This window comes from Streptomyces yamdrokensis (assembly GCF_053890455.1).
Window position 1 is genome coordinate 4,944,177 of the sequence record NZ_CM132679.1, and the last position, 21,865, is coordinate 4,966,041.

A 21,865-nucleotide genomic window follows, 5' to 3' on the forward strand; every position below is an offset into this window, starting at 1 on the left:
GCCGGTACGGCCCGGCGGACGAAGCCGGGATCCGGGCCCCGGCGCGCCGCGGCGCGCCGGGGCCCGGGACGGTCGGCGTCCGCCGTCCTCACTGCGGCAGGGTCGCCGGGCTGCCACCGTTGGCCTCGTACCCCGCGACCGCCAGGGCCCGGTAGACCGCGAACTCCGCGGCGGGATCGGAGGACAGGGTCCAGGGGAGCGCGCCGACATGGCCGTCGATGTGTATCAGCTGGTCCATGGCCTCCGCCCAGCGCTCACCGCGGACCAGGAAGAAGACCAGCAGATGCCGGACATGGGCCGCCATCGGGTCGTCCGGGCGGGCCGCGTGCACCGCGTGCAGCGCGCCGTGGACCGCCTTCGTCACCACCTGGCTCTGGTAGAAACCGCTGACCAGGTTCACCTCCGGCAGGTGCTCGAACACCGCGAACAGCGGCATCGCGGCCAGCAGCGACCCCTGCGGCGCCCGTGCCGCCGCGGCCTCCGCGAACGAGTTCGCCAGCTCCCGCGAGCCGTGCCACTTCTCGCACCAGTAGTGCAGCGCGGCCAGGTGCGCGCCCATGTGGGCCGGCGCGCGGTCCAGGATCCTCAGCCAGACCTGCTCGAAGTCCGCCCGCTCGTAAGCCAGTCCGCGGGCCACCGACAACTCCACGATGTACGGGACCGGGTCACCGGGGGCCAGCAGCGCCGCCTCGCCACACGCCGCCTTCGCCTCCTCCATGATGATCCGGAACTCGTCCGTCCCGGGCGCCGCCGTACGCCACGCCTGCTGCACCAGGAACTCGGCGTGCACCGCCGCACCGCCCGCGTCCTTGGGCGCCTCCGCGCGCCACACCCGCAGCCACTGCCCGCCCGGGGACTCACCGGCCGCCCCGCCGGGCCGCGCGGCGAGCTCCAGGGAGGCGGCGCCCGCGAAGGCCTGCACGCGCTGCCAGCGCAGCTCGCTCGTCGCCTCGGTGCCGGCCAGCAACTGCTGGGCCCCGCGGTAGTCCTGGGTGCGCTGCACCAGGTCCAGGACGTCCAGCAGGTCCTGGTCGGGGCCGGGCATGCGGACGTCCAGCTCCTCCTCGAGGGCGAAGCCGTACCCGGCGGGGTCCGCCGCGTCGGGGTGTCCGGCCGGTACCTGCGTGATCCCGCCGCGCCGGCGCCTGAGGAACGGCAGCACCACGAAGCCGATCATGACCACCGCGAGCAGGACCAAGAGAATCTCCATGACTCAAGCGAACCAGATCGCGCCGTCACTTGGCCAACGTGGTGCCGGACCTGTGGACAACCGGACTTCCGGCATCGGGGGCGCGGGCGGACTACCCTCGGTGCACATGAGCGACACGCACATCAGCCAGCACTTCGAGACGCTCGCGATCCACGCGGGCAACACGGCCGACGCCCTGACGGGCGCGGTCGTCCCGCCGATCTACCAGGTGTCCACGTACAAGCAGGACGGTGTCGGCGGTCTGCGCGGCGGCTACGAGTACAGCCGCAGCGCCAACCCGACCAGGACCGCGCTGGAGGAGAACCTCGCGGCCCTGGAGGGCGGCCGCCGCGGCCTCGCGTTCGCGTCCGGGCTGGCGGCCGAGGACTGCCTGCTGCGTACGCTGCTCACCCCCGGCGACCACGTGGTGATCCCGAACGACGCGTACGGCGGCACGTTCCGCCTGTTCGCCAAGGTCGTCGCCCGCTGGGGCGTGGAGTGGTCGGTGGCCGACACCAGCGACCCGGCCGCCGTCCGGGCCGCCCTCACCCCGAAGACCAGGGCGGTATGGGTGGAGACCCCCTCCAACCCGCTGCTCGGCATCACCGACATCGCCGCCGTCGCCCAGGTCGCCCGGGACGCGGGCGCCCGCCTCGTCGTCGACAACACCTTCGCCACCCCATATCTCCAGCAGCCGCTCGCGCTCGGCGCGGACGTCGTCGTGCACTCCCTGACCAAGTACATGGGCGGCCACTCGGACGTCGTCGGCGGTGCCCTGGTCACGGGTGACGCGGAGCTCGGCGAGGAGCTGGCCTACCACCAGAACGCGATGGGCGCGGTCGCCGGGCCGTTCGACTCCTGGCTGGTGCTGCGTGGCGCCAAGACGCTCTCCGTGCGCATGGACCGGCACAGCGAGAACGCCACCAGGGTCGCCGACATGCTCAGCAGGCACGCGCGCGTGACGAGCGTCCTCTACCCGGGGCTGCCCGAGCACCCCGGCCACGAGGTCGCCGCCAAGCAGATGCGGTCCTTCGGCGGCATGGTCTCCTTCCGTGTGGAGGGCGGCGAGGAGGCGGCCGTCGAGGTCTGCAACCGGGCCGAGGTGTTCACGCTCGGCGAGTCCCTGGGCGGCGTCGAGTCGCTGATCGAGCACCCCGGACGGATGACGCACGCGTCCGTCGCGGGCTCCGCCCTCGAGGTCCCCGCCGACCTGGTCCGCCTCTCCGTCGGCATCGAGAACATCGACGACCTGCTCGAGGACCTCCAGCAGGCGCTCGGCCGCTGAGGCCTGCCCGGCTGGGCCGAGCGGTGGCTGATGCGCGCGGCTGCGAGGCGCGGAGGACGTCGGCGCGACGGGGCCCCTTTCGCGCATGGGGCCCCGATCGGGCGAAGCCTGCCGCGGGAGAGCAGCCGGGCGTGGGAATCGGCGACCGACGCCGCCGCCGGGGCGCCCCTGCTCGAAGAGCTTGGGGGAGTGCGTGCCGCACCCCGGCACGGGTCTTTGGCACGCCCCCGCCGGACAGGCCCGGACAGGCACCGAGGGCGCCGTCGGAGCCCGTGTCGACGGGCGGGGCCGCCCCCGACGGCGGCTCCGCCCCGAAGACCTCCCCCGCGCATGCCGCGCGGCGCTCCCCGCGCCCGCCGAGTACGGGGCCCGGCGGGCCGTACGACGCGGCTCGGGAGCTCAGGAGGCCGGCTGTTCGTCCTGCCCCGGCAGGGCCGGTGCCGCCATCCGGGCGGACAGCGCGCTGTTGAAGCGCGTGAGGAGCGCGCAGAACGCCTCGCGCTCCTCCTGCTCCCAGTCCTCCGTCAGTTCGGCCATCAACTGACGCCGCGAGGAACGGACTTCCTCCAGACGCGACTGCCCGCGCGGAGAAAGCTGGAGCACCACCGCCCGGCCGTCCTCGGGGTGCGAGGTGCGTTTCACCAGGCCGGTGTCCACCAGCGGGGCCACCTGACGGGTGACCGTCGACGAGTCGATGCCCATGCTCGCGGCGAGCGCCTTGACCCCCATCGGGCCCTCGTTGTCCAGGCGGTTGAGCAGCAGATAGGCGGCACGGTCCATGGAGTTGCGCACCTGGCCGACACCGCCGAGCCGGGTCTGTTCGGCGCGGCGGGCGAACAGCGCCACCTCGTGCTGCAGCTTTTCGAGGAGGCCGGGGTCACCGACGGTCGTCATGTCCATCGACATGTCAGGTGTTGTGGGCATGGCCGGAGGCTCACTTCGTGAAGGGCTGCTAATTGGGGGACAGGGTACGCGGCCGGGGGCAGGCCGTACCGACGCTTCGCAAAGCCGGGTCCACCCGTTGGTCACCGCGTCGCCCGTCTCCCGTGAACTGCGATGCTGGAGTCATGAGCTACGGCACGGCTGACTCCTTGCGCACCGTCACCCTCGACGACGTACGCGGTGCCCGGAAGATGCTCCAGGGCGTCGCGCGGACGACCGCGATGGAGGGCAGCAGGTACCTGTCCCGCGCGGTGGGCACCCCGGTGCACCTGAAGTGCGAGAACCTCCAGCGGACGGGGTCGTTCAAGCTGCGCGGCGCGTACGTCCGGATCGCCGGACTGCTGCCGGAGCAGCGCGCCGCCGGTGTCGTCGCCGCGAGTGCCGGAAACCACGCGCAGGGCGTCGCGCTCGCGTCCTCCCTGCTCGGGGTGGGTTCGACGGTGTTCATGCCGAAGGGCGCCCCGCTGCCGAAGATCAGCGCCACCCGGGAGTACGGAGCCGAGGTGCGCCTGCACGGCCAGGTGGTCGACGAGGCGCTGGCCGCCGCCGAGGAGTACGCGGCCGAGACGGGTGCCGTGCTCATCCATCCCTTCGACCACCCCGACATCATCGCCGGCCAGGGCACCGTGGGCCTGGAGATCCTGGAGCAGTGTCCGGAGGTGCGCACGATCGTCGTCGGCATGGGCGGCGGCGGGCTGGCCGCCGGGATCGCGGTCGCGGTGAAGGCGCTGCGGCCGGACGTACGGATCATCGGGGTGCAGGCGGAGGGCGCGGCCGCGTATCCGCCCTCGCTGGCGGCCGGGCACCCGGTGTCGGTGCGCGACCCGGCGACGATGGCCGACGGCATCAAGGTGGGGCGGCCCGGCGACGTGCCGTTCGGGATCGTCGGCGAGCTGGTGGACGAGGTCCGCACCGTCACTGAGGGCGAGCTGTCGGCCGCGCTGCTGCTGTGCCTGGAGCGGGCCAAGCTGGTCGTGGAGCCGGCCGGGGCGAGCCCGGTCGCGGCGCTGCTGAGCCGTCCCGACGCCTTCGAAGGGCCGGTCGTCGCCGTGCTGTCCGGCGGCAACGTCGACCCGGTGCTGATGGAGCGGGTGCTGCGGCACGGCATGGCCGCGCAGGGCCGCTACCTGGCCGTACGGCTGCGTCTGCCGGACCGGCCGGGCGCCCTCGCGACGCTTCTCGGCGCCTTGTCGGTGGCCGACGCCAACGTCCTCGACGTGAGCCATGTACGGACCGACCCCCGGCTGGGGCTCACGGAGGTGGAGGTCGAAGTGCACCTCGAGACGAAGGGCCCGGCGCACCGCACCGAGGTCGACCGGATCCTGCGCGACGCGGGCTACACGGTCATCGGCTGACCTCGGCCCGCCCGACGGCACGACAAGGCCCCCGGCAGTCCTCCCCGTCGGGGAGGACTGCCGGGGGCCGGTCGGAAACGCGCCGCGTGCAAAGTCCCGGTATACGGGGCTCCGGCGTGCGGGGTCCCGGTCGTGCGGACGCGCCGGCTGGAGCCGGCTGGAGTCAGCCGTCGTACGGCTCGGCCCTGAGGATCTTCACCGAGGCCTTCCTGCCGTTCGGCAGCTCGTACTCCGCGTTCTCGCCGACCTTGTGGCCGTTGACCCCGGCGCCCAGCGGGGACTGCGGTGAGTACGTCTCGATGTCCCCGCTCGCGTATTCACGCGAGGCGAGGAGGAAGGTCAGCGTGTCGTCCTCGTCGCCGTCGAAGGCGATCGTGACGACCATGCCGGGCGCCACCGAACCGTCGGCCGCCGGCGCCTCACCGACCTTGGCGCTTTCGAGGAGCTGGGTGAGCTGCCGCACGCGGAGCTCCTGCTTGCCCTGCTCCTCCTTGGCCGCGTGGTACCCGCCGTTCTCCCGCAGGTCGCCCTCCTCGCGCGCGGCGGCGATCTTGGCGGAGATCTCCGTACGCGCGGGACCAGTAAGGTACTCAAGCTCGTCCTTGAGCTTGTTGTACGCCTCCTGGGTCAGCCAGGTGACGTTCTCGCTGGTCTGGGTCACTGGTGCTCCTCGTAGGTACGTGGGAATGCAAAGCTCGCCCTCCTTGAAGGATGTTCCTCCACGGATGGGCGAAACCACGAGCCTAACAATTCAGCGGTGGAAGAGGGAGGACATAAGCCACCAAAATCCTGTTCTAGCAGGTCAGTGGCTTAGTATTGCTCGCAACACCGGTCCGGCCGGATTCAGTCGGCGTGGCAGCCGAGGAGCTCGGCCGAGGTGCCCGGGGACGTCGTGCGCAGCGTGACGACCTTGTCGACGCGGGTGTCGCCCCCGCCGAAGCGGAAGTCGGCGCGACCCACCTCGGCACCGTCCTCGGCCTGGGACCGCACCGTGCAGTAGCCCTCGACGCCGGCGTCCTTGTGGACCTCCAGACGCACCCGCACCCCGGTCTTTGAGGCGTCGAACGAGATCAGCTCACCGCTGATCCCGTTCTGAACGACGTGGTGGTAACCGAACCAGCCCAGCAGGGCGAGCATGACCGCGGCCAGACCCGCGCCGACGATCCTGAGGGTGCGGTCCGCACGTTCGTCCGAGGAGCGGCCGTAACGGCCCTCGGGCGGTCGCGTGCTCGCCGTGCTCATGGTCGTCTCCTCGGCAGGAACGGGACGTGTACTTCCGGCAGGGCTCGGAGGCGGACTCCGGAATTATTCGTCCCTGGCTTCGGTCACTATAGAAGCCCTCCGCCCACCGCCCGACCGCCACCCCTCCGGGACGTCCGGGGAACACACCTCCCACGGGACGGCCGCCGACGGGGCCGCGTGCCGGGTGTGCGGGGCGCCTGACGACCTGCCGACTTGAGGAATGAGTCTTGACTGACCAGTTGCGACTGATGGCCGTGCACGCCCACCCCGACGACGAGTCGAGCAAGGGCGCGGCCACCATGGCGAAGTACGTGTCCGAGGGGGTGGACGTGCTGGTCGTGACCTGCACGGGCGGGGAGCGCGGCTCCATCCTCAACCCCAGACTGCAGGGCGATCCGTACATCGAGGAGAACATCCACGAGGTGCGCAGGAAGGAGATGGACGAGGCCCGGGAGATCCTCGGGGTGAAGCAGGAATGGCTCGGCTTCGTCGACTCCGGTCTGCCCGAGGGCGACCCGCTGCCCCCGCTGCCCGAGGGCTGCTTCGCCCTCCAGGACGTGGACACGGCGGCCGGGGAGCTGGTGCGGAAGATCCGCGCGTTCCGTCCCCAGGTGATCACCACCTACGACGAGAACGGCGGCTACCCGCACCCCGACCACATCATGACCCACAAGGTCACGATGGTGGCCTTCGAGGGCGCGGCGGACACCGGGGCTTACCCGGAGGACGAGTTCGGCCCGGCCTTCCAGCCGCTGAAGGTCTACTACAACCAGGGTTTCAACCGCCCCCGCACCGAGACGCTGCACCAGGCGCTGCTGGACCGGGGTCTGGAGTCGCCGTACGGGGACTGGCTCAAGCGCTGGTCGGAGTTCGAGCGCAAGGAGCGCACCCTCACCACGTACGTTCCGTGCGCGGACTTCTTCGAGATCCGCGACAAGGCCCTGATCGCGCACGCCACACAGATCGACCCCGACGGCGGCTGGTTCCGGATCCCGATGGACATCCAGAAGGAGGTCTGGCCCACCGAGGAGTACGAGCTGGCGAAGTCCCTCGTCGATACCTCCCTCCCCGAGGACGACCTCTTCGCGGGCATCCGCGACAATGTCTGACATGAGCGCAAGCGCACACCTGGCAATGAGCCACCTCGTCACCCTCGCCGAGCTCGACGAGGACAAGGTCACCCCCGGTGTCCTCGGCTTCGTCGTGTTCGCGGTGATGGCCCTGGCGGTCTGGGGTCTGATGAAGTCGATGAACCGGCACATGAACCGGGTCGACTTCGCCGAGGCGGGGCCCCGGGCGGCGGAACCCGGGAACACCGGACAGCCGACCGCCGACACGGCAGGCGAGAAGCAGGACTGATCCGCGTGACCCTCCGGCATCCGGAGGGCCACGCGGCGGCACGCGGGGCGGCGACGCCCCGCGGGGTCGCGCGTGTCACACGGTGGCCCGTGTCACACGGGCGCCCGCCCCGCCGGCCGGCCGTCCCGCCCCGTCGGCCGACGCGGCCCCTGGCCGGGATCCCGCCGGCCCGCTCCGGGCGATCGTTCCAGGGCGTCGTCCGCCGAGGCTCGCCCCGCACACCCGGCAGGCGCCCGGCGACCGGCACCGGCGGTACCGCCGGTGCCGGTCGCGCACGGTGCGCGCACGCGGTCGTGAGGTTCTGGAGCGCACCGCCCGCCGCGGGCCGGCGCCCGGCAGGCCCGCAGAGGTCTCCGCGTCACCCCACCGGGCCGCCCTGTGTCCGCGACCCCACGGCCACCCCCGTCACCTCGCGCGAGTGGCGGCTGGGGACCATGCCCAGGCGCCAGGCCTGCCAGCCCGCCTCCAGGCTCGCCCCCCGCTCCAGCAGCAGCTGGTAGGCGTCCACGTACTCGCCCAGCTTGTCGTCGCGGGCGGCGTGCGCGGTCCGGCCGAGCTGGGCCAGCTCCTCCTGGGCCACCGCCGTACCGACCTCCGTACCGCCGGGGGCCGCGTACGGGAGCAGGGTGCAGCGAAGGAACCGGGCCCAGTCCTCCCCGCGCCGGTCCCCGTAGGACGCGAACAGCGCCGCCGCCTCGTCGCACAGGGCCAGCGCCTGCTGCGTACGGGCGTTGCCCGCGTCGACGACCGCCAGTTCCAGGCAGGTCCACGCCTCGCCGTGGGCCACCCCGATGCGCTGGAAGTCCGCGCGGGCGTCGACCAGCAGCTGACGGGCGAAGCCGGAGTTGCGCAGCGAGCCGGTCTGCGCGGCCCGCTGGTCGCGGGTCACCCGGGCCGAGTGGTGCCGGGCACAGGCCAGCCCGTACACGTCCCGCATCCGGGAGAACATGGTGCGGGACCGCTCCAGCTCGCGCACCGCCCGGTCCAGGTCCCCGGTCTCCTCCAGCGCCTGGCCCAGGTAGTACAGCGTCCACGCCTCCCCGCGCGCATCCTCGTTGTCCCGGTGCCGGGCGGCGGCCCGCCGCAGGTCCTCCACCGCCGGTGAGGCGTCCCCGGCGACCAGCCGGGCCCGCGCCAGCTGGGTCAGCGCCCACGCCTCCCCGCGGGCGTCGCGGGTACGGCCGTACAGCTCGAGCGCGGTGCGCAGTTCCGTCTCGGCGTGCGGGACGTCGCCCGTCCGCAGGTGCAGCTGCCCGAGCTGGAAGTGCGCCCACGCCTGGCCGTGCACGGACTCGCCCGCCCGGTGCAGCACCAGCGACTCGGTGAGCAGGTCCAGGGCCTCGGCCAGCCGGGACCGGTCGCGCTCCACCGCGGCCAGCGCGTGCATCGTCCACGCCCGGTCGGTGGCCAGCCGGGGCGCGGACTGCAGGTCCATCGCCTCCCGCAGCCGCGCCGACGCCTCCGTCAGGTTGCCCTGGTGGTGCAGCGTGATGCCCAGCGAGGTCAGCGCCCGCGCGACGCCCGCGTCGTGATGCGCCTCCCGGTACAGGTCGACCACCGAGGTCAGGGTCGTCCGCGCCGTGTCCAGCTCACCCAGCTGACGTGCCGCGATACCGGTGCGCCACTGCACCGAACGCACCAGCAGCCCCTCGTCCACGGCCTGCGCCAGCTCGCTGATCTCCCCGAGCCGGTACAGGTCGCCGCGCAACAGGCAGTAGTCGCACAGCGCGCCGAGGAGGTTCAGCACCGCCCTTTGGTCCACGCCCTCCGCGTGCCGCAGCGCCGCCGTGATGAAGCTCGACTCGTCGTCCAGCCAGCGCAGCGCCTCGTCCAGCGACGTGAAGCCGTACGGGCCGAAGCGGTCCGAGCGGGTCGACATGTTCCCGTCGACCAGGCGCAGCACCGAGTCGGCCAGCTCGGCGTAGTTCACGATCAGCCGCTCCTGCGCCGCCGTCCGCTCGGCCGGGTCCTCCTCGTCCAGGAGACGGGCCAGCGCGAAGGCGCGCACGAGGTCGTGCAGCTGGTAGCGGCCCGGCCGCACCGGGGTGATCAGACCGGTCCGGGACAACGCCTCCAGGTGCCGCCGCGCCTCGGCCTCGTCGGTGCCGAGCACCGCGGCCGCCGCGGCGGCGCCCAGCGAGACCCGGCCCACCAGCGCCAGCCGGCGCAGCAGCCGCCGCAGCGTGTCCGGCTGGTCGGTGTAGCGCAGCCACAGGGCACGCTCGACCGGGTCGACCGGGCCGTACCCGCTCAGGTCCGAGGCCAGCGCACGCGGCGAGCGCGCGCCCAGCGACGAACCGGCGATCCGCAGCGCCAGCGGCAGCCCGCCGCACAGCTCCCGGACGAGGTCGGCCGACTCGGCGTCGTACGGTTCGCAGGAGTCCTGGGCCGCGGACGACAGCAGCTCTTCCGAACCCGCGGGGTCCAGCGCCTCCACCGGCAGCTGGTACACCCGGGCCGGCAGGTCGTCGGGCAGGCCGAGCGGCGCGCGGGAGGTCACCAGGACCAGGCTGTCGGAACGCTCCGGCAGCAGGGTGCGGACCTGCTGCGGGTCCGCGGCGTCGTCGAGGACGACCGTCACCGGCATGCCCGTCACATGCTGGTGGTACAGCTCGCTCAGCCGCCTGACCTGCTGGTCGGGCGAGGTCCTCTCACGGAACAGCAGCTGCTCGCGTGGCGCCCCCAGCCGGTTCAGCAGATGCAGCAGGGCGTCCCGGGTCGACAGCGGCGCCTCGCCGGGGCTGTCGGCGCGCAGATCGACCACACAGGCGCCGCGGAAGTGGTCCTTCAGGTCGTGCGTGGCGCGCACCGCGAGCGTGGTCCGGCCGCTGCCGGGCGCCCCGTACAGCACCACCACCGTCGGCAGGGTCTCGGTGGTCGCGCGCGCGGCCTGCACCCACTGCCGGATCTGCGCCATCTCCCGCCGCCGCCCCGCGAACGCCCCGACCGGCTCGGGCAGTTGCCCGAACGACTGCTCGAGCACGTTGCGCCCGCGGGCCGCCGCGCTCTTGTCCGCGCCGCGCAGCCGGGGCCCCTTCTGCCGGGGGCCCGTGGACGCGGCCAGCATCCGCTGCTGGTCCAGGAACGGACGGACACCGCGCACCTCCAGCGCCGTCAGCCACTGCAGCCGCAGCTGCTCGGGCCCGCCCGGCTGGCTCACCGCGCCGGCCCGGTGGTGGGCGGCGGGCACATGCACGCCCGCGACCTTCACCACGGTCGCCGCCGCCCCGGCCACCCCGACGGCCACACCCGCGCCGAGCGCCGTCCCGGTCCCGGTGCCGAGGAGGAGGTCGGCGATCACGGCCGCCGCCCCGGCCACCCCGGCCACGAGCAGTGGCGTCCCGGCGCCCTCACGGGCGTACCGCTGGCCGAAAGTGAGCTGCCCGGCCGCCGCCTCGTCCAGGGCACGGGTGTACGCCTCGTACTCCTCGGCAGCCGTCCGCGCCATCGCGTCCAGGGCGCCGCGTGCCCGGGCCAGCAGCACCTTTCCGTCGGTGCGCCCGCCCGAGCGGCGCACCTCTTCCTCCACAGCCCGTGCCAACAACCGCTCGGCGTCCGCACGATGACTGTCCCGCATGTCACGTCCCCCTCCGGCGGCCTCGTCCGCACCCGGTGTGCCCGGCTGTCCTCGGGTCCCTCCCGTCCCCTCCCCGAGACCCCTGCCGGTTATGCGTGGCCCGAGTGCCCTGTGCACGCCGTATCCCGGGGAGAGGGGGGACGGGGCGACGTCCGGGCGACGGGCGTCCGGGCGACGGACGTCCGTGCGAGGGGCACCCGCGTAGCCGGCATCCGCGTCACGGACGGCGGCGGGGCGCATGGGTACAGCGGTGTCGTGCCGGTACTGGGGCAGGATGGAACCATGCCGAACCGACTGGCCCACGAGACGTCCCCCTACCTCCTCCAGCACGCCGACAACCCCGTCGACTGGTGGCCCTGGTCGGACGAAGCCTTCGCCGAGGCGCGCGAGCGCGACGTGCCCGTCCTGCTGAGCGTCGGGTACGCGAGCTGCCACTGGTGCCACGTCATGGCGCACGAGTCGTTCGAGGACCGGGCGACCGCCGACTACCTGAACGCGCACTTCGTGAGCGTCAAGGTGGACCGGGAGGAGCGCCCCGACGTGGACGCGGTCTACATGGAGGCCGTGCAGGCGGCGACCGGGCAGGGCGGCTGGCCGATGACCGTGTTCCTCACCCCGGACGCCGAGCCGTTCTACTTCGGCACCTACTTCCCGCCCGAGCCCCGCCAGGGCATGCCGTCCTTCCGGCAGCTGCTCCAGGGCGTGCACCAGGCCTGGGACGAGCGCCGGGACGAGGTCGCCGAGGTCGCCGGGAAGATCGTGCGGGACCTGGCGGGGCGGGAGATCTCCTACGGCGACGCGCGGCTGCCCGGCGAGGAGCAGCAGGCGCAGGCGCTGCTCGGCCTGACCAGGGAGTACGACCCGCAGCGCGGCGGATTCGGCGGGGCGCCGAAGTTCCCGCCGTCCATGGTGATCGAGTTCCTGCTCAGGCACCACGCCCGCACCGGCGCCGAGGGCGCCCTCCAGATGGCGGGGGACACGGCCGAGCGGATGGCCCGCGGCGGCATCTACGACCAGCTCGGCGGCGGCTTCGCCCGCTACTCCGTCGACCGGGACTGGGTGGTGCCGCACTTCGAGAAGATGCTCTACGACAACGCGCTGCTGTGCCGCGTCTACGCCCATCTCTGGCGGTCCACCGGGTCGGAGCTCGCGCGCCGGGTCGCGCTGGAGACCGCCGACTTCATGGTGCGCGAACTGCGCACGCCCGAGGGCGGGTTCGCGTCCGCGCTGGATGCCGACAGTGACGACGGGACGGGGCGGCACGTCGAGGGGGCGTACTACGTCTGGACGCCCGCGCAACTGCGTGAGGTGCTCGGAGCGCAGGACGCCGAGCTCGCCGCGCGGTACTTCGGGGTGACCGAGGAGGGCACCTTCGAGGAGGGCGCCTCCGTACTCCGACTGCCCCAGCAGGACGAGGTGTTCGACGCCGGCCGGATCGCCGGCCCCGACGGGATCAGGGCGCGGCTGCTCGCGGCGCGCGGCGCACGCCCCGCTCCCGGCAGGGACGACAAGGTCGTCGCCGCCTGGAACGGACTGGCGATCGCCGCGCTCGCCGAGACCGGCGCCTACTTCGGCCGGCCGGACCTGACCGAGGCCGCGGTCGCCGCCGCCGACCTGCTGGTCCGCGTGCACCTCGACGACCACGCCCGGATCGCCCGGACCAGCAAGGACGGCCGTGTCGGCGGCAACGCGGGCGTCCTGGAGGACTACGCCGATGTCGCCGAGGGCTTCCTCGCGCTGGCCTCGGTGACCGGGGAGGGGGTGTGGCTGGAATTCGCCGGGCTGCTGCTCGACCATGTGCTGGCCCGCTTCGCCGACCCCGGGTCGGGCACCCTGTACGACACGGCGTCCGACGCCGAGCGGCTCATCCGGCGTCCGCAGGACCCGACCGACAACGCCGTCCCGTCCGGCTGGACGGCCGCCGCGGGCGCGCTGCTCGGGTACGCGGCGCAGACCGGCTCCGAGCCGCACCGAACCGCCGCGGAAAGGGCGTTGGGCGTGGTGAGGACGCTCGGTCCGCGGGTGCCGCGGTTCGTCGGCTGGGGGCTCGCGGTCGCCGAGGCGGCGCTGGACGGGCCGCGGGAGGTCGCGGTGGTCGGCCCCGCGCTCGACGACCCGGCCACGGCGTCCCTGCACCGTACGGCACTTCTGGGCACCGCCCCGGGTGCGGTGGTCGCCCTCGGGACGCCGGAGAGCGACGAGTTCCCGCTGCTGGCCGACCGGCCCCTGGTGGGCGGTGAACCGACCGCGTACGTCTGCCGCAACTTCACCTGCGACGCGCCGACGACCGATCCCGACCGGCTGAGCGCGGCCCTGGGCGGCTGAAGCAGCGGAACCGGGCCGCTCAGTTCCCCCGGGCGGCCCGGCTCAGCGCGCGTTCCACGATCGCCTCCAGCCGGTCGTGGTGCGCGCCCCGCCAGTAGGCGCGGCCGCAGTCGCCGCACTGGGCGAACACGTCGTACGAGCGGTGCGTGCCGCTCTTCAGCTGGTCGGCGACCTCGTCCTTGGTGGCGGCGCGGAGCAGCCCGTTGCAGGCTGTGCAGCGGGTCCAGGGGCGCAGCTCGGGCCGGAACCGGTCCAGGACGTACGGCAGCTGCTCGTCGGGTCCGGTGCTGTAGACGAACGCGCCGGCCCACAGTTCCCGGCGGCGCAGCAGCCCGCGGTCGCGGCTGAGCATCACCCGCTTCTCGGCCGCGGACCGGGCGGCCAGGGCCGGGTCCCCGATGTCCGTCGACTCGTACGCCGTGTCCACGCCCAGCAGCCGCAGCCGGCGGGCCAGTGTGCCGAGGTGGACGTCGAGGAGGAAGCGGAGCGGGGAGCCGGGTACGCGCTGGGGGTGGGCGACGGGGCGGACGGCGACCGACTCGCCCGCGGCCGGGAGGTGCGAGACGGGCACCTCGCGGCCGTCCACGAGCAGCGCGCCGACCTCCGTCAGCGGGACGCCGAGGGACTCGACGAGGTGGCCGAGGGTGGAGACGCCGTCGGCCGGGGCCTTCACGGCGCCGGTGGTGCGTGCCCGGGGGACGAAGACGAGCAGGTCGGGGGCGAACTCGACATGGATCTCGGGACCGTTCACCGGGTCAGGATGTCATGTGCGCGGCCCGCGGCCCCGGGATTTCCCCGCCGCCCCCGGCCGGGGATCCCGGGCACCCCCGGCTCATCCGTGCTGGTAGGCCACCAGGGAGATGCCCACGTAGTGGGCGATGAAGGCGGCCAGGGTGAGGGAGTGGAAGACCTCGTGGAAGCCGAACCAGCGCGGTGACGGGTTGGGCTTCTTGAGGCCGTAGATCACCCCGCCCGCGCTGTAGAGCACGCCGCCCGCGATCACCAGGACCAGGACGGCGACGCCGCCGCTGCGCATGAAGTCGGGGAGGTAGAAGACGGCGGCCCAGCCCATCGCGATGTAGCACGGGGTGTAGAGCCAGCGCGGGGCGCCCACCCAGAAGACCCGGAAGGCGATCCCGGCGAGGGCCGCCGCCCAGATGCCCCACAGCAGCCACCGGCCCTTCGCCTCCGGCAGGAGCAGCATGGTGAGCGGCGTGTAGGTGCCGGCGATGATCAGGAAGATGTTGGCGTGGTCGAGGCGGCGGAGCACGCCGTCCATGCGGGGGCTCCAGTCGCCCCGGTGGTACAGGGCGCTCACGCCGAACAGCAGGCAGGCCGTCAGCGCGAAGACCGCGCAGGCGACGCGGGCCCGGGTCGAGTCGGCGAAGGCGACGAGCGCCAGCCCGGCGACCAGGGCGGCGGGGAACATGCCCAGGTGCAGCCAGCCGCGGAGCTTGGGTTTGACCGGGTGCGGGAGGGAGGTCGGGACCGGGCCGCGGCCTTCGGCCGGCCGGCCCGCGGACGCGTCGGACGAGCTGGGTGAGCCGGAGGCGTCGGAGGCGTCGGAGGCGTCGGGGACGAACGCTGTCATGACTGCAATCGTACCTACGGAACCGTAAGTTACGAATCGGTCCAGGGGACCGGCCGCTGTGAAGTGGCCATAATCTCACGCGGCCTACTCGCCGGTACACCCCGCGGCGCGTACCGGTAAAAAGATGACCCGGTGAACGCAACGTGCACGTAAAGAGACCCAGCGTGCGCGCGGGCCCCCCTGGAAACCGTGGCCATCGTCACTCTGCTCACATGTGAGACCCCCTGGACAGATGGGCACTCGCATCGGAGGATCAAATGAGTGCGGTCGGCACCGGATGAGCGCCCAAGATCCCACCGTGAAGCATCCGGGCCGCAGCCCCCACGGGGCCCTCCAGACCAAGAACCCTCACTTAGGAGCAATCGTGGCGCGCGACATCGCGGCTCCCGGCGTCCCCACCACCCACCAGGGACTCATCTCCTGGGTCAACGAGATCGCCGAGCTCACCCAGCCGGACCACGTGGTCTGGTGCGACGGTTCCGAGGCCGAGTACCAGCGGCTGAGCGAGGAACTGGTCGACAAGGGCACGTTCCGCAAACTCGACCCGGTCAAGCGCCCCAACTCCTACTACGCGGCCTCCGACCCGGGCGACGTCGCCCGGGTCGAGGACCGCACCTTCATCTGCTCGGAGAAGGAGGAGGACGCCGGGCCCACCAACCACTGGAAGGCCCCCGGCGAGATGCGGGAGATCCTCACCGGTGAGAAGGGCGTCTTCCGCGGCTCCATGAAGGGCCGCACGATGTACGTCGTGCCCTTCTGCATGGGCCCCCTCGGCTCGCCGCTGTCCGCGATCGGTGTCGAGATCACCGACTCCGCGTACGTCGCCGTCTCCATGCGCACCATGACCCGCATGGGCCAGGACGTCCTGGACGAGCTCGGCGACGACGGCTTCTTCGTCAGGGCCGTGCACTCCGTCGGCGCCCCCCTGGAGCCCGGCCGGAAGGACGTGCCCTGGCCCTGCAACCGGACCAAGTACATCTCGCACTTCCCCGAGGACCGCGAGATCTGGTCCTACGGCTCCGGCTACGGCGGCAACGCCCTGCTCGGCAAGAAGTGCTACGCCCTGCGCATCGCCTCCGTCATGGCCCGCGACGAGGGCTGGCTCGCCGAGCACATGCTGATCCTCAAGCTCACCCCGCCGCAGGGGGAGGCCAGGTACGTCGCCGCGGCCTTCCCGAGCGCCTGTGGCAAGACCAACCTCGCCATGCTGGAGCCCACGATCTCCGGCTGGACCGTCGAGACGATCGGTGACGACATCGCCTGGATGCGGTTCGGCGAGGACGGCCGCCTCTACGCGATCAACCCCGAGGCCGGCTTCTTCGGCGTCGCGCCCGGCACCGGCGAGCACACCAACGCGAACGCGATGAAGACCCTGTGGGGCAACTCCGTCTTCACCAACGTCGCCCTCACCGACGACGGCGACGTGTGGTGGGAGGGCATGACCGAGGAGACCCCGGCCCACCTGACCGACTGGCGGGGCAACGACTGGACGCCCGAGTCGGGCACCCCGGCCGCCCATCCCAACGCCCGCTTCACCACGCCCGCCGCCCAGTGCCCGATCATCGCGCCCGAGTGGGAGGACCCCAGGGGTGTGCCGATCTCCGCGATCCTCTTCGGCGGGCGCCGCGCCACCGCCGTCCCCCTGGTGACGGAGTCCTTCGACTGGAACCACGGCGTCTTCCTCGGCGCCAACGTGGCCTCCGAGAAGACCGCCGCCGCAGAGGGCAAGGTCGGCGAACTGCGCCGCGACCCGTTCGCCATGCTGCCGTTCTGCGGCTACAACATGGGCGACTACATGGGCCACTGGATCGACGTGGCGAAGGACAAGGACCAGTCCAGGCTGCCGAAGATCTACTACGTCAACTGGTTCCGCAAGAACGACGAGGGCGCGTTCGTCTGGCCCGGCTTCGGCGAGAACAGCCGCGTCCTGAAATGGATCGTGGAGCGCCTGGCGGGCACGGCGGACGGCGTCGAGACCCCGATCGGCGTCCTGCCGGCCAAGGGCGCGCTGGACACCGACGGCCTCGGACTGTCCGAGTCCGACCTGGACTTCCTCCTCACCGTCGACAAGGACGTGTGGCGCGAGGAGGCCGCGCTGGTCCCCGAGCACCTCAACACCTTCGGCGACCACACGCCCAAGGAGCTGTGGGACCAGTACCACGCCCTGGTGCGGCGCCTGGGCTGACCCCACCACCGGTCCTCCCAGCGCGCAGGACCCCCAAGACGCCGTGGCAGGCTCCGATCGCGCCCTGACCAGCACCATCGTCACGGCCGGCCGCGGTGAACGCACCACAGACCGGCGAGGCCCCGCACAACGGCGTGGGGGGCCCTGGGCCTGTCGTCACCCACCCGTCCGCCCCGACGGGAACGGGCGGCGACGGGCCTTCGCCCTGGGGACCGGATCACCGCCGACCACCCATCGGGCCGAAGCCGACTACTTCGACCGGTCCTCCAGGTACTGCGAGAGCGTCCGCTGGCGTTGCCGCTCCTCCTCGCCCACGCTCTCGACCAGTCGCCGTGCCTCCACGTGGAGCAGGCCGAGCTGGTGCTCGAGATGCCGCTCCACAGGCTCCTGGCCCGGTGTGAGCCGCGTCCACCAGCGCGTCCGTACGAACGCGTCGACGGCTTCCGGGATGTCCTGCCGCACCGCCCGGGACAGGGCGTGGACGGCCTCCGGGTCCCGGGCGAGGATCTCGGGCGCCCAGTCGGGGTCGAGCAGCGCGGACAGCAGCCCGGTCAGTTCACCGAGCCGGCCGGCCGCCGCGTCCGGCAGGCCGACGCCGGCGAGATACGCCTCGAGCCGCTCGAAGTCGGCCCGCACCTCGTCGAGCTGCGCGGACGGGTCCGGGAAGTCCGGCGGGCCCGGCCGCTCCGGCGGGGCGATCAGCGCGCCCGCACCGTACAGACCGGCCACCACGACCGGCCAGTACGCACCGGCCACGCCCGTGAACGTCAGCACCAGCCCGACGAGCCCGCCCGAGCTGCCGACGAGGTTCTTGCGGGACTCCAGGTACGCCATCGCCCTACTGGTAGCCACGGATCTCCTCGAAGGCGCCGTCCAGCGAGCCCTTCCGGGCGTCGAAGAGGCGGCCGCCGGTCAGTTCGGCGATGTCCTCCAGTTCGGTGCGGTCGGAGTCGCCGAAGAGGATGGGGAAGACGGGGATGTCGGCCTGCGCGTCCGGCAGCCCGGCGTAGAAGTCCTCGAACGCCCCGGCGCCGGGGCCCGCGGTGTTCTCGCCGTCCGTCATCAGCACGATGGACGTGAACGTGTCCTCGCCGCCGCCGAGACGGGCGTAGGCCTGCTCCAGCGACGAGTAGATCGCGGTGTCGCCCGAGGCGGACAGCTGCCCGGTGTCCCGGCGGATCGCGGCGAGGCCCCTCTCCGGGTCGTCCGGGCCGACGACGTGGGTGCGCACGCTCTTCACCTCCGTGCCGAACGGCATCAGCGTGACCTCCTCCCGCTCACGGAAGTCGCCGGTGAGGCCGGTGAGGGCCTTCTTCAGCCGGTCGAGGCGGTCGCCCTCCATCGAGCCGGAGGTGTCGAGGACGTACACCGTCCGCGAGGGGCGGCGCAGCTCGTTCTGGTACGAGTCGAGCAGGCCCTCGGCGACGGAGAGGCTGCCGGGGAACGGCAGTTCGCGCCGCCGGCCATCGTCGAGGCCGGCCGCCGGCTCCACCCCGGGGACCACCGGGCGGCGCAGCGTGCGGTCGGTGATCAGCCGCTGGACGGATTCCGTGCGCAGTGCCCCGGTCACCCGTCGCACGTCCTCGCGGGTGGCGGCGCCGGTGGCGGCCAGTGAGGAGAACGGGTAGTCGGCGGTGACCACACCGTCCTTCGGACGGATCACGGTCAGACCCTCGATCCCCTTGAGGACGGACTCGTAGTTGAGCAGCGCGTCGACGTCGCCGCGGCGTGCGTACGCGCTCGCCAGCCAGCCCGACGAACCCGATGTCAGCTGCTGCCCCCGGAAGAACTCCTTCAGCTTCGGGCGGGCCTTCGCCACGTCCGCGTCGGTGAGCGCGGACTGGGCCCCGGAGAGCGCCGAGGCAACCGATATCAGCGTGGAGAAACCGGAGTTGGAGCGGGTGGGGTCGGTCATCCCGTAGGTGAGCCTCCCGCCTCGGACCGCCTCGTCGATGTCGGACCAGGTGACCTCGGCGGGCTTCCAGCCGAGCTCCTCGACCACGGAGTCCTTGACCCCGATCGCGACCGGACTGGACATGACCGGGGTCTGGGAGACGACCTTCTTCGCCGCGGCCGGGTTCAGCCGCAGATAGTCGTTGGAGGACAGCCACACGGCGTCGTACCGGTCGTCCGCCTCTCCCTCGGCCAGCAGGTCCACGGCGTCCAGGGTGCCCATGTAGGTGGGCCGCAGCGTGACCCCGGTGTCCTTCTCGACCTGTTCGAACACCGGCGTCATGTCGCTGAGTTCGCTGGACGAGAGGACCCGCAGGGTGCCGGGCCGGGGCTCGTTGCCCTCCGGCTCCCCGTCGCCGGAGGAGGACGTGCACGCGGTCAGCAGGGTGAGGGCCGCGAGCCCGGCGGCGAGCAGGGGGGCCGGCGGGCGGCGGCGCCGCACGGCCGGCGAACGTCTCGTCGCGTCCGGCCGGTGGTTCATCCGATGCCGCCTTCCAGGGAGTTCTGCGACCGGCTGCGCTCCAGGTAGGTGCTCGCGCTCTGGAGTTCGGAGGTCAGGCTCTCCACCGTCACCGCCATCACCTCCGACGCCCGCACCTTGTAGGTGTCGATGTCGTCGAGGGTGCGGTAGATCTGCTGGAACGCGGCCCGCAGCGTCTCGACGCCGACCGCCGGGTCGGCCGCGATGCGCTGGATCTCCCCGCTCTGCGTCGCCAGCATCTCCGCGTTGGACCGGATCAGTTCCTCGGTGGTCCCGCGCAGGGCGTTGACCTGCTCGACGACCTTCTTCTGGTTCTCGAGCGCCGACGCCAGCATCACGGAGATCCGCAGCGCCGACACGGTCGTGGTGGCCGCCCGGTCCACACCCTTGATCAGCTCGTCGTTGTTGCGGCGTACGACGTCCATGGCGAGGTAGCCCTGCGCACAGACCGCGAGCTGGGTCAGCAGGTCCTGGTGCTTCTGCCGGACCGGGAAGAGGACGTCGGCGCGCAGCGCGTCGGCCTGCGCGGGGTCGCCCGCCTCCACTCCCGCGATGTGTTCCTCGACGGCCGCGTCCAGGGCCTCGGTCAGGACGACGTACTCCTGGAGCTTGCCCATGCTCTCCCAGAGGCGGACCCGCTCGGTCTGCAACGAGGCGTTGTCGCGGCGCAGCTCGTCCTGTCCGCCGCGCAGCGAGCCCACGATCCTGTTCAGGGTGGACTGCGAGGAGGCGTACCTGGCGACGTGGTCGCGCAGTTTGTTGCCGCCGGGCAGCCGGGAGAGGAACCTGCGTCCCCTGCCCGCCGGCAGGTCCCGCGGGTCCAGGTCCTCGACCACGCGCCGCAGTTCGACGAGCGAGCCCGCCACCTTGGACCGGGCGTCCCCGCCCTTGTCGGGCAGGCTGCGGACGGTGCGCTCCAGCATGCGGTTGGACTGCGCGGTGGCGGTGCGCATCTCGTCGGCGCCCAGCGCGGTGATCTCGCCGACCTTGCCGGCGAACCCGGGCGAGCGGGCGTCCAGGGCCGCGAGGCCCTCGACGTACGCGGCGGCCTTGGCCGCCATCTCCTCGCGGACGCCGTCCTCGACCGGGACGAGCCCGCCGGCCTTCTCCCGCGGCACGGCGGTGACGGCCTCGGGCGGTGTGAGGGTGAAGTCCCCTCCGGTGTTCGTCACGTGCTCGTTCCCCCTTGTCCGTGCGCCCGTCGCGCCAGTTCGCGCAGCACCGCGGAGGTGGGCACGGGGGCCTGACGGACGCCGGTCAGTTCCTGTTTGAGATACGTGGTGCGCTGCGCGGTGGCCGCCTCGAACTCGGAGAGGTCGCCCTGCGGCCGGAACCCGTGCCGCACCGCCAGCTCGCGCAGTGCCGGGTCGGTGCCGAGGAGTTCGGCCAGGCCCTTGCCGTCGTCGGTGAGCGGGACGACGGTGTGGTCGCTGTTGACCGTGGTGTCCGGGTACAGGACGACCAGGTCGTCGGGATTTCGCTGCTCACCGAGGAGGGCGGCCACCTGGGACTCGTAGACGAGGACGAGCGGGTTGCCCGCGCCGCTGACGAAGTCCCGGAAGACGGCGTCGGAGCTTGCCTGTTGCGCACCCTGCACGCTGACCAGCTTGCGCATCAGGGGTGCCGCGCGCCCCACCTCGGCGTCGCTCGCGACGACCTTGCCGCCGTTGGCCACGTAGGAGGCGGCGGCCAGGTAGAGGGCGCCCGAGTTGGAGGTCTCTGGGTCGGTGCTGGAGATGTACAGGGTGCCGGTCAGCTCCCCGTACTCGTCCGCGCCCCTCATCTCCTGCCAGGTACGGTCGGCCTCGGCGGCCTCCAGATAGGCGCCCATCTCCAGGGTGCCCCGGCTCTGTCCGTCCAGTGTGGCCAGCCCGTTCCCGGCGAGCACTCCGGCGGCCCCGCTGTGGGCCACGACGACGAGCGGCGAGTAGAACGGACGGGGCAGCGTGCCCCGCACCTTGTGCTTGGCCGCGATCTCGACGGCCGGCGCCCGGCTGGACGGGAAGGCGAGGTCGTACCCCGCCAGGTCCAGCCCTTCCATGGCCCAGGACCCGGAGGTCTCGGCCTCGACGGTGTAGCCCTTGGCGGCGAGGGCCCTCACCACGTCGGGATCGGCGAAGAACTCGGCCTTCTCCGACCCGACGACCATGCGCACGGTCTTCGTTGCCGTGCCCGTCCCGTCACTCTCCCGGCCCGCTACGACGGCGGCCACCACGCCACCGATCAGCAGGACCGCGAGGACGATTCCCGCGATACGTCTCACACCCGGAGCGTGCCGCCGGAACCCGTCGTTCCCGGGTGGCCGGGGTGAACGGGGAGTGTCCTTGCGATACCGGTATGCAACAGGAACCGGCCACTCCGGACCAGGGGGCCGGGAGCCC

The 21,865-nt window shown here is 72.7% G+C and carries 17 protein-coding genes; 6 read left to right on the forward strand and 11 right to left on the reverse strand.

The features are described from left to right. Positions 1–88: 88 nt before the first annotated feature. Positions 89–1,210, reverse strand: coding sequence for a hypothetical protein (locus ACWZEH_RS22110; protein WP_456192851.1), 1,122 nt, complete (start codon positions 1,208–1,210; stop codon positions 89–91). Between the two features lie 106 nt (positions 1,211–1,316). On the opposite strand from ACWZEH_RS22110, the gene ACWZEH_RS22115 reads away from it, so the two are divergent. Then, a complete protein-coding gene (locus ACWZEH_RS22115; RefSeq protein WP_456192852.1) occupies positions 1,317–2,474 on the forward strand; it encodes a cystathionine gamma-synthase in 1,158 nt (385 codons plus the stop codon). Between the two features lie 399 nt (positions 2,475–2,873). Here ACWZEH_RS22115 and ACWZEH_RS22120 read toward each other — a convergent pair whose 3' ends face one another. Then, the gene (locus ACWZEH_RS22120; protein ID WP_456199761.1) at positions 2,874–3,380 is read right to left on the reverse strand and encodes a MarR family winged helix-turn-helix transcriptional regulator; all 507 of its coding nucleotides are present in this window, start codon (positions 3,378–3,380) and stop codon (positions 2,874–2,876) included. A 161-nt stretch (positions 3,381–3,541) separates the two neighbouring features. On the opposite strand from ACWZEH_RS22120, the gene ilvA reads away from it, so the two are divergent. Beyond that, on the forward strand, positions 3,542–4,771 hold the full coding sequence (ilvA, locus tag ACWZEH_RS22125; protein WP_456192853.1) for a threonine ammonia-lyase: 1,230 nt from the start codon (positions 3,542–3,544) through the stop codon (positions 4,769–4,771). A gap of 163 nt (positions 4,772–4,934) precedes the next feature. Here the strand turns inward: ilvA and greA are convergent, their stop codons facing one another. Then, a complete protein-coding gene (gene greA, locus ACWZEH_RS22130) occupies positions 4,935–5,432 on the reverse strand; it encodes a transcription elongation factor GreA (RefSeq protein WP_456192854.1) in 498 nt (165 codons plus the stop codon). A 182-nt stretch (positions 5,433–5,614) separates the two neighbouring features. Further along, a complete protein-coding gene (locus ACWZEH_RS22135) occupies positions 5,615–6,013 on the reverse strand; it encodes a DUF4307 domain-containing protein (protein ID WP_456192855.1) in 399 nt (132 codons plus the stop codon). Between the two features lie 227 nt (positions 6,014–6,240). Here ACWZEH_RS22135 and mca point away from each other — a divergent pair, with 227 nt between their 5' ends. Then, positions 6,241–7,122 carry a mycothiol conjugate amidase Mca gene (mca, locus tag ACWZEH_RS22140; RefSeq protein WP_456192856.1) on the forward strand — a complete coding sequence of 294 codons (882 nt, stop codon included), beginning with the start codon at positions 6,241–6,243 and terminating at the stop codon, positions 7,120–7,122. Then, positions 7,115–7,372, forward strand: coding sequence for a hypothetical protein (locus ACWZEH_RS22145; RefSeq protein WP_456192857.1), 258 nt, complete (start codon positions 7,115–7,117; stop codon positions 7,370–7,372). Before mca ends, ACWZEH_RS22145 begins: the two co-directional genes overlap by 8 nt. A 358-nt stretch (positions 7,373–7,730) precedes the next feature. Here ACWZEH_RS22145 and ACWZEH_RS22150 read toward each other — a convergent pair whose 3' ends face one another. Beyond that, positions 7,731–10,949, reverse strand: a complete 3,219-nt coding sequence (locus tag ACWZEH_RS22150; protein ID WP_456192858.1) for a tetratricopeptide repeat protein — start codon at positions 10,947–10,949, stop codon at positions 7,731–7,733. Positions 10,950–11,231: 282 nt separating this feature from the next. Here ACWZEH_RS22150 and ACWZEH_RS22155 point away from each other — a divergent pair, with 282 nt between their 5' ends. Then, complete coding sequence (locus tag ACWZEH_RS22155) at positions 11,232–13,274, forward strand: thioredoxin domain-containing protein (RefSeq protein WP_456192859.1); 2,043 nt, start codon at positions 11,232–11,234, stop codon at positions 13,272–13,274. A 19-nt stretch (positions 13,275–13,293) separates the two neighbouring features. On the opposite strand, the gene ACWZEH_RS22160 is transcribed toward ACWZEH_RS22155, so the two are convergent. Together ACWZEH_RS22160 and trhA are read right to left on the reverse strand one after the other, a co-directional pair. Next, complete coding sequence (locus tag ACWZEH_RS22160; protein ID WP_456192860.1) at positions 13,294–14,025, reverse strand: Mut7-C RNAse domain-containing protein; 732 nt, start codon at positions 14,023–14,025, stop codon at positions 13,294–13,296. Between the two features lie 81 nt (positions 14,026–14,106). After that, positions 14,107–14,865, reverse strand: a complete 759-nt coding sequence (gene trhA, locus ACWZEH_RS22165; protein ID WP_456192861.1) for a PAQR family membrane homeostasis protein TrhA — start codon at positions 14,863–14,865, stop codon at positions 14,107–14,109. 364 nt (positions 14,866–15,229) lie between these two features. Between trhA and ACWZEH_RS22170 the strand changes: the two genes are divergently transcribed. Beyond that, positions 15,230–17,050, forward strand: coding sequence for a phosphoenolpyruvate carboxykinase (GTP) (locus ACWZEH_RS22170; protein WP_456192862.1), 1,821 nt, complete (start codon positions 15,230–15,232; stop codon positions 17,048–17,050). A gap of 249 nt (positions 17,051–17,299) precedes the next feature. On the opposite strand, the gene ACWZEH_RS22175 is transcribed toward ACWZEH_RS22170, so the two are convergent. From ACWZEH_RS22175 to ACWZEH_RS22190, 4 genes are read right to left on the reverse strand one after another with little or no spacing between them, the layout of a single operon-like run. Next, positions 17,300–17,884 carry a hypothetical protein gene (locus ACWZEH_RS22175; protein ID WP_456199763.1) on the reverse strand — a complete coding sequence of 195 codons (585 nt, stop codon included), beginning with the start codon at positions 17,882–17,884 and terminating at the stop codon, positions 17,300–17,302. A gap of 4 nt (positions 17,885–17,888) precedes the next feature. Further along, the gene (locus ACWZEH_RS22180) at positions 17,889–19,484 is read right to left on the reverse strand and encodes a vWA domain-containing protein (protein WP_456192863.1); all 1,596 of its coding nucleotides are present in this window, start codon (positions 19,482–19,484) and stop codon (positions 17,889–17,891) included. After that, a complete protein-coding gene (locus tag ACWZEH_RS22185; RefSeq protein ID WP_456192864.1) occupies positions 19,481–20,656 on the reverse strand; it encodes a toxic anion resistance protein in 1,176 nt (391 codons plus the stop codon). Before ACWZEH_RS22185 ends, ACWZEH_RS22180 begins: the two co-directional genes overlap by 4 nt. Next, complete coding sequence (locus ACWZEH_RS22190) at positions 20,653–21,747, reverse strand: hypothetical protein (protein WP_456192865.1); 1,095 nt, start codon at positions 21,745–21,747, stop codon at positions 20,653–20,655. Before ACWZEH_RS22190 ends, ACWZEH_RS22185 begins: the two co-directional genes overlap by 4 nt. Positions 21,748–21,865: the final 118 nt, after the last annotated feature.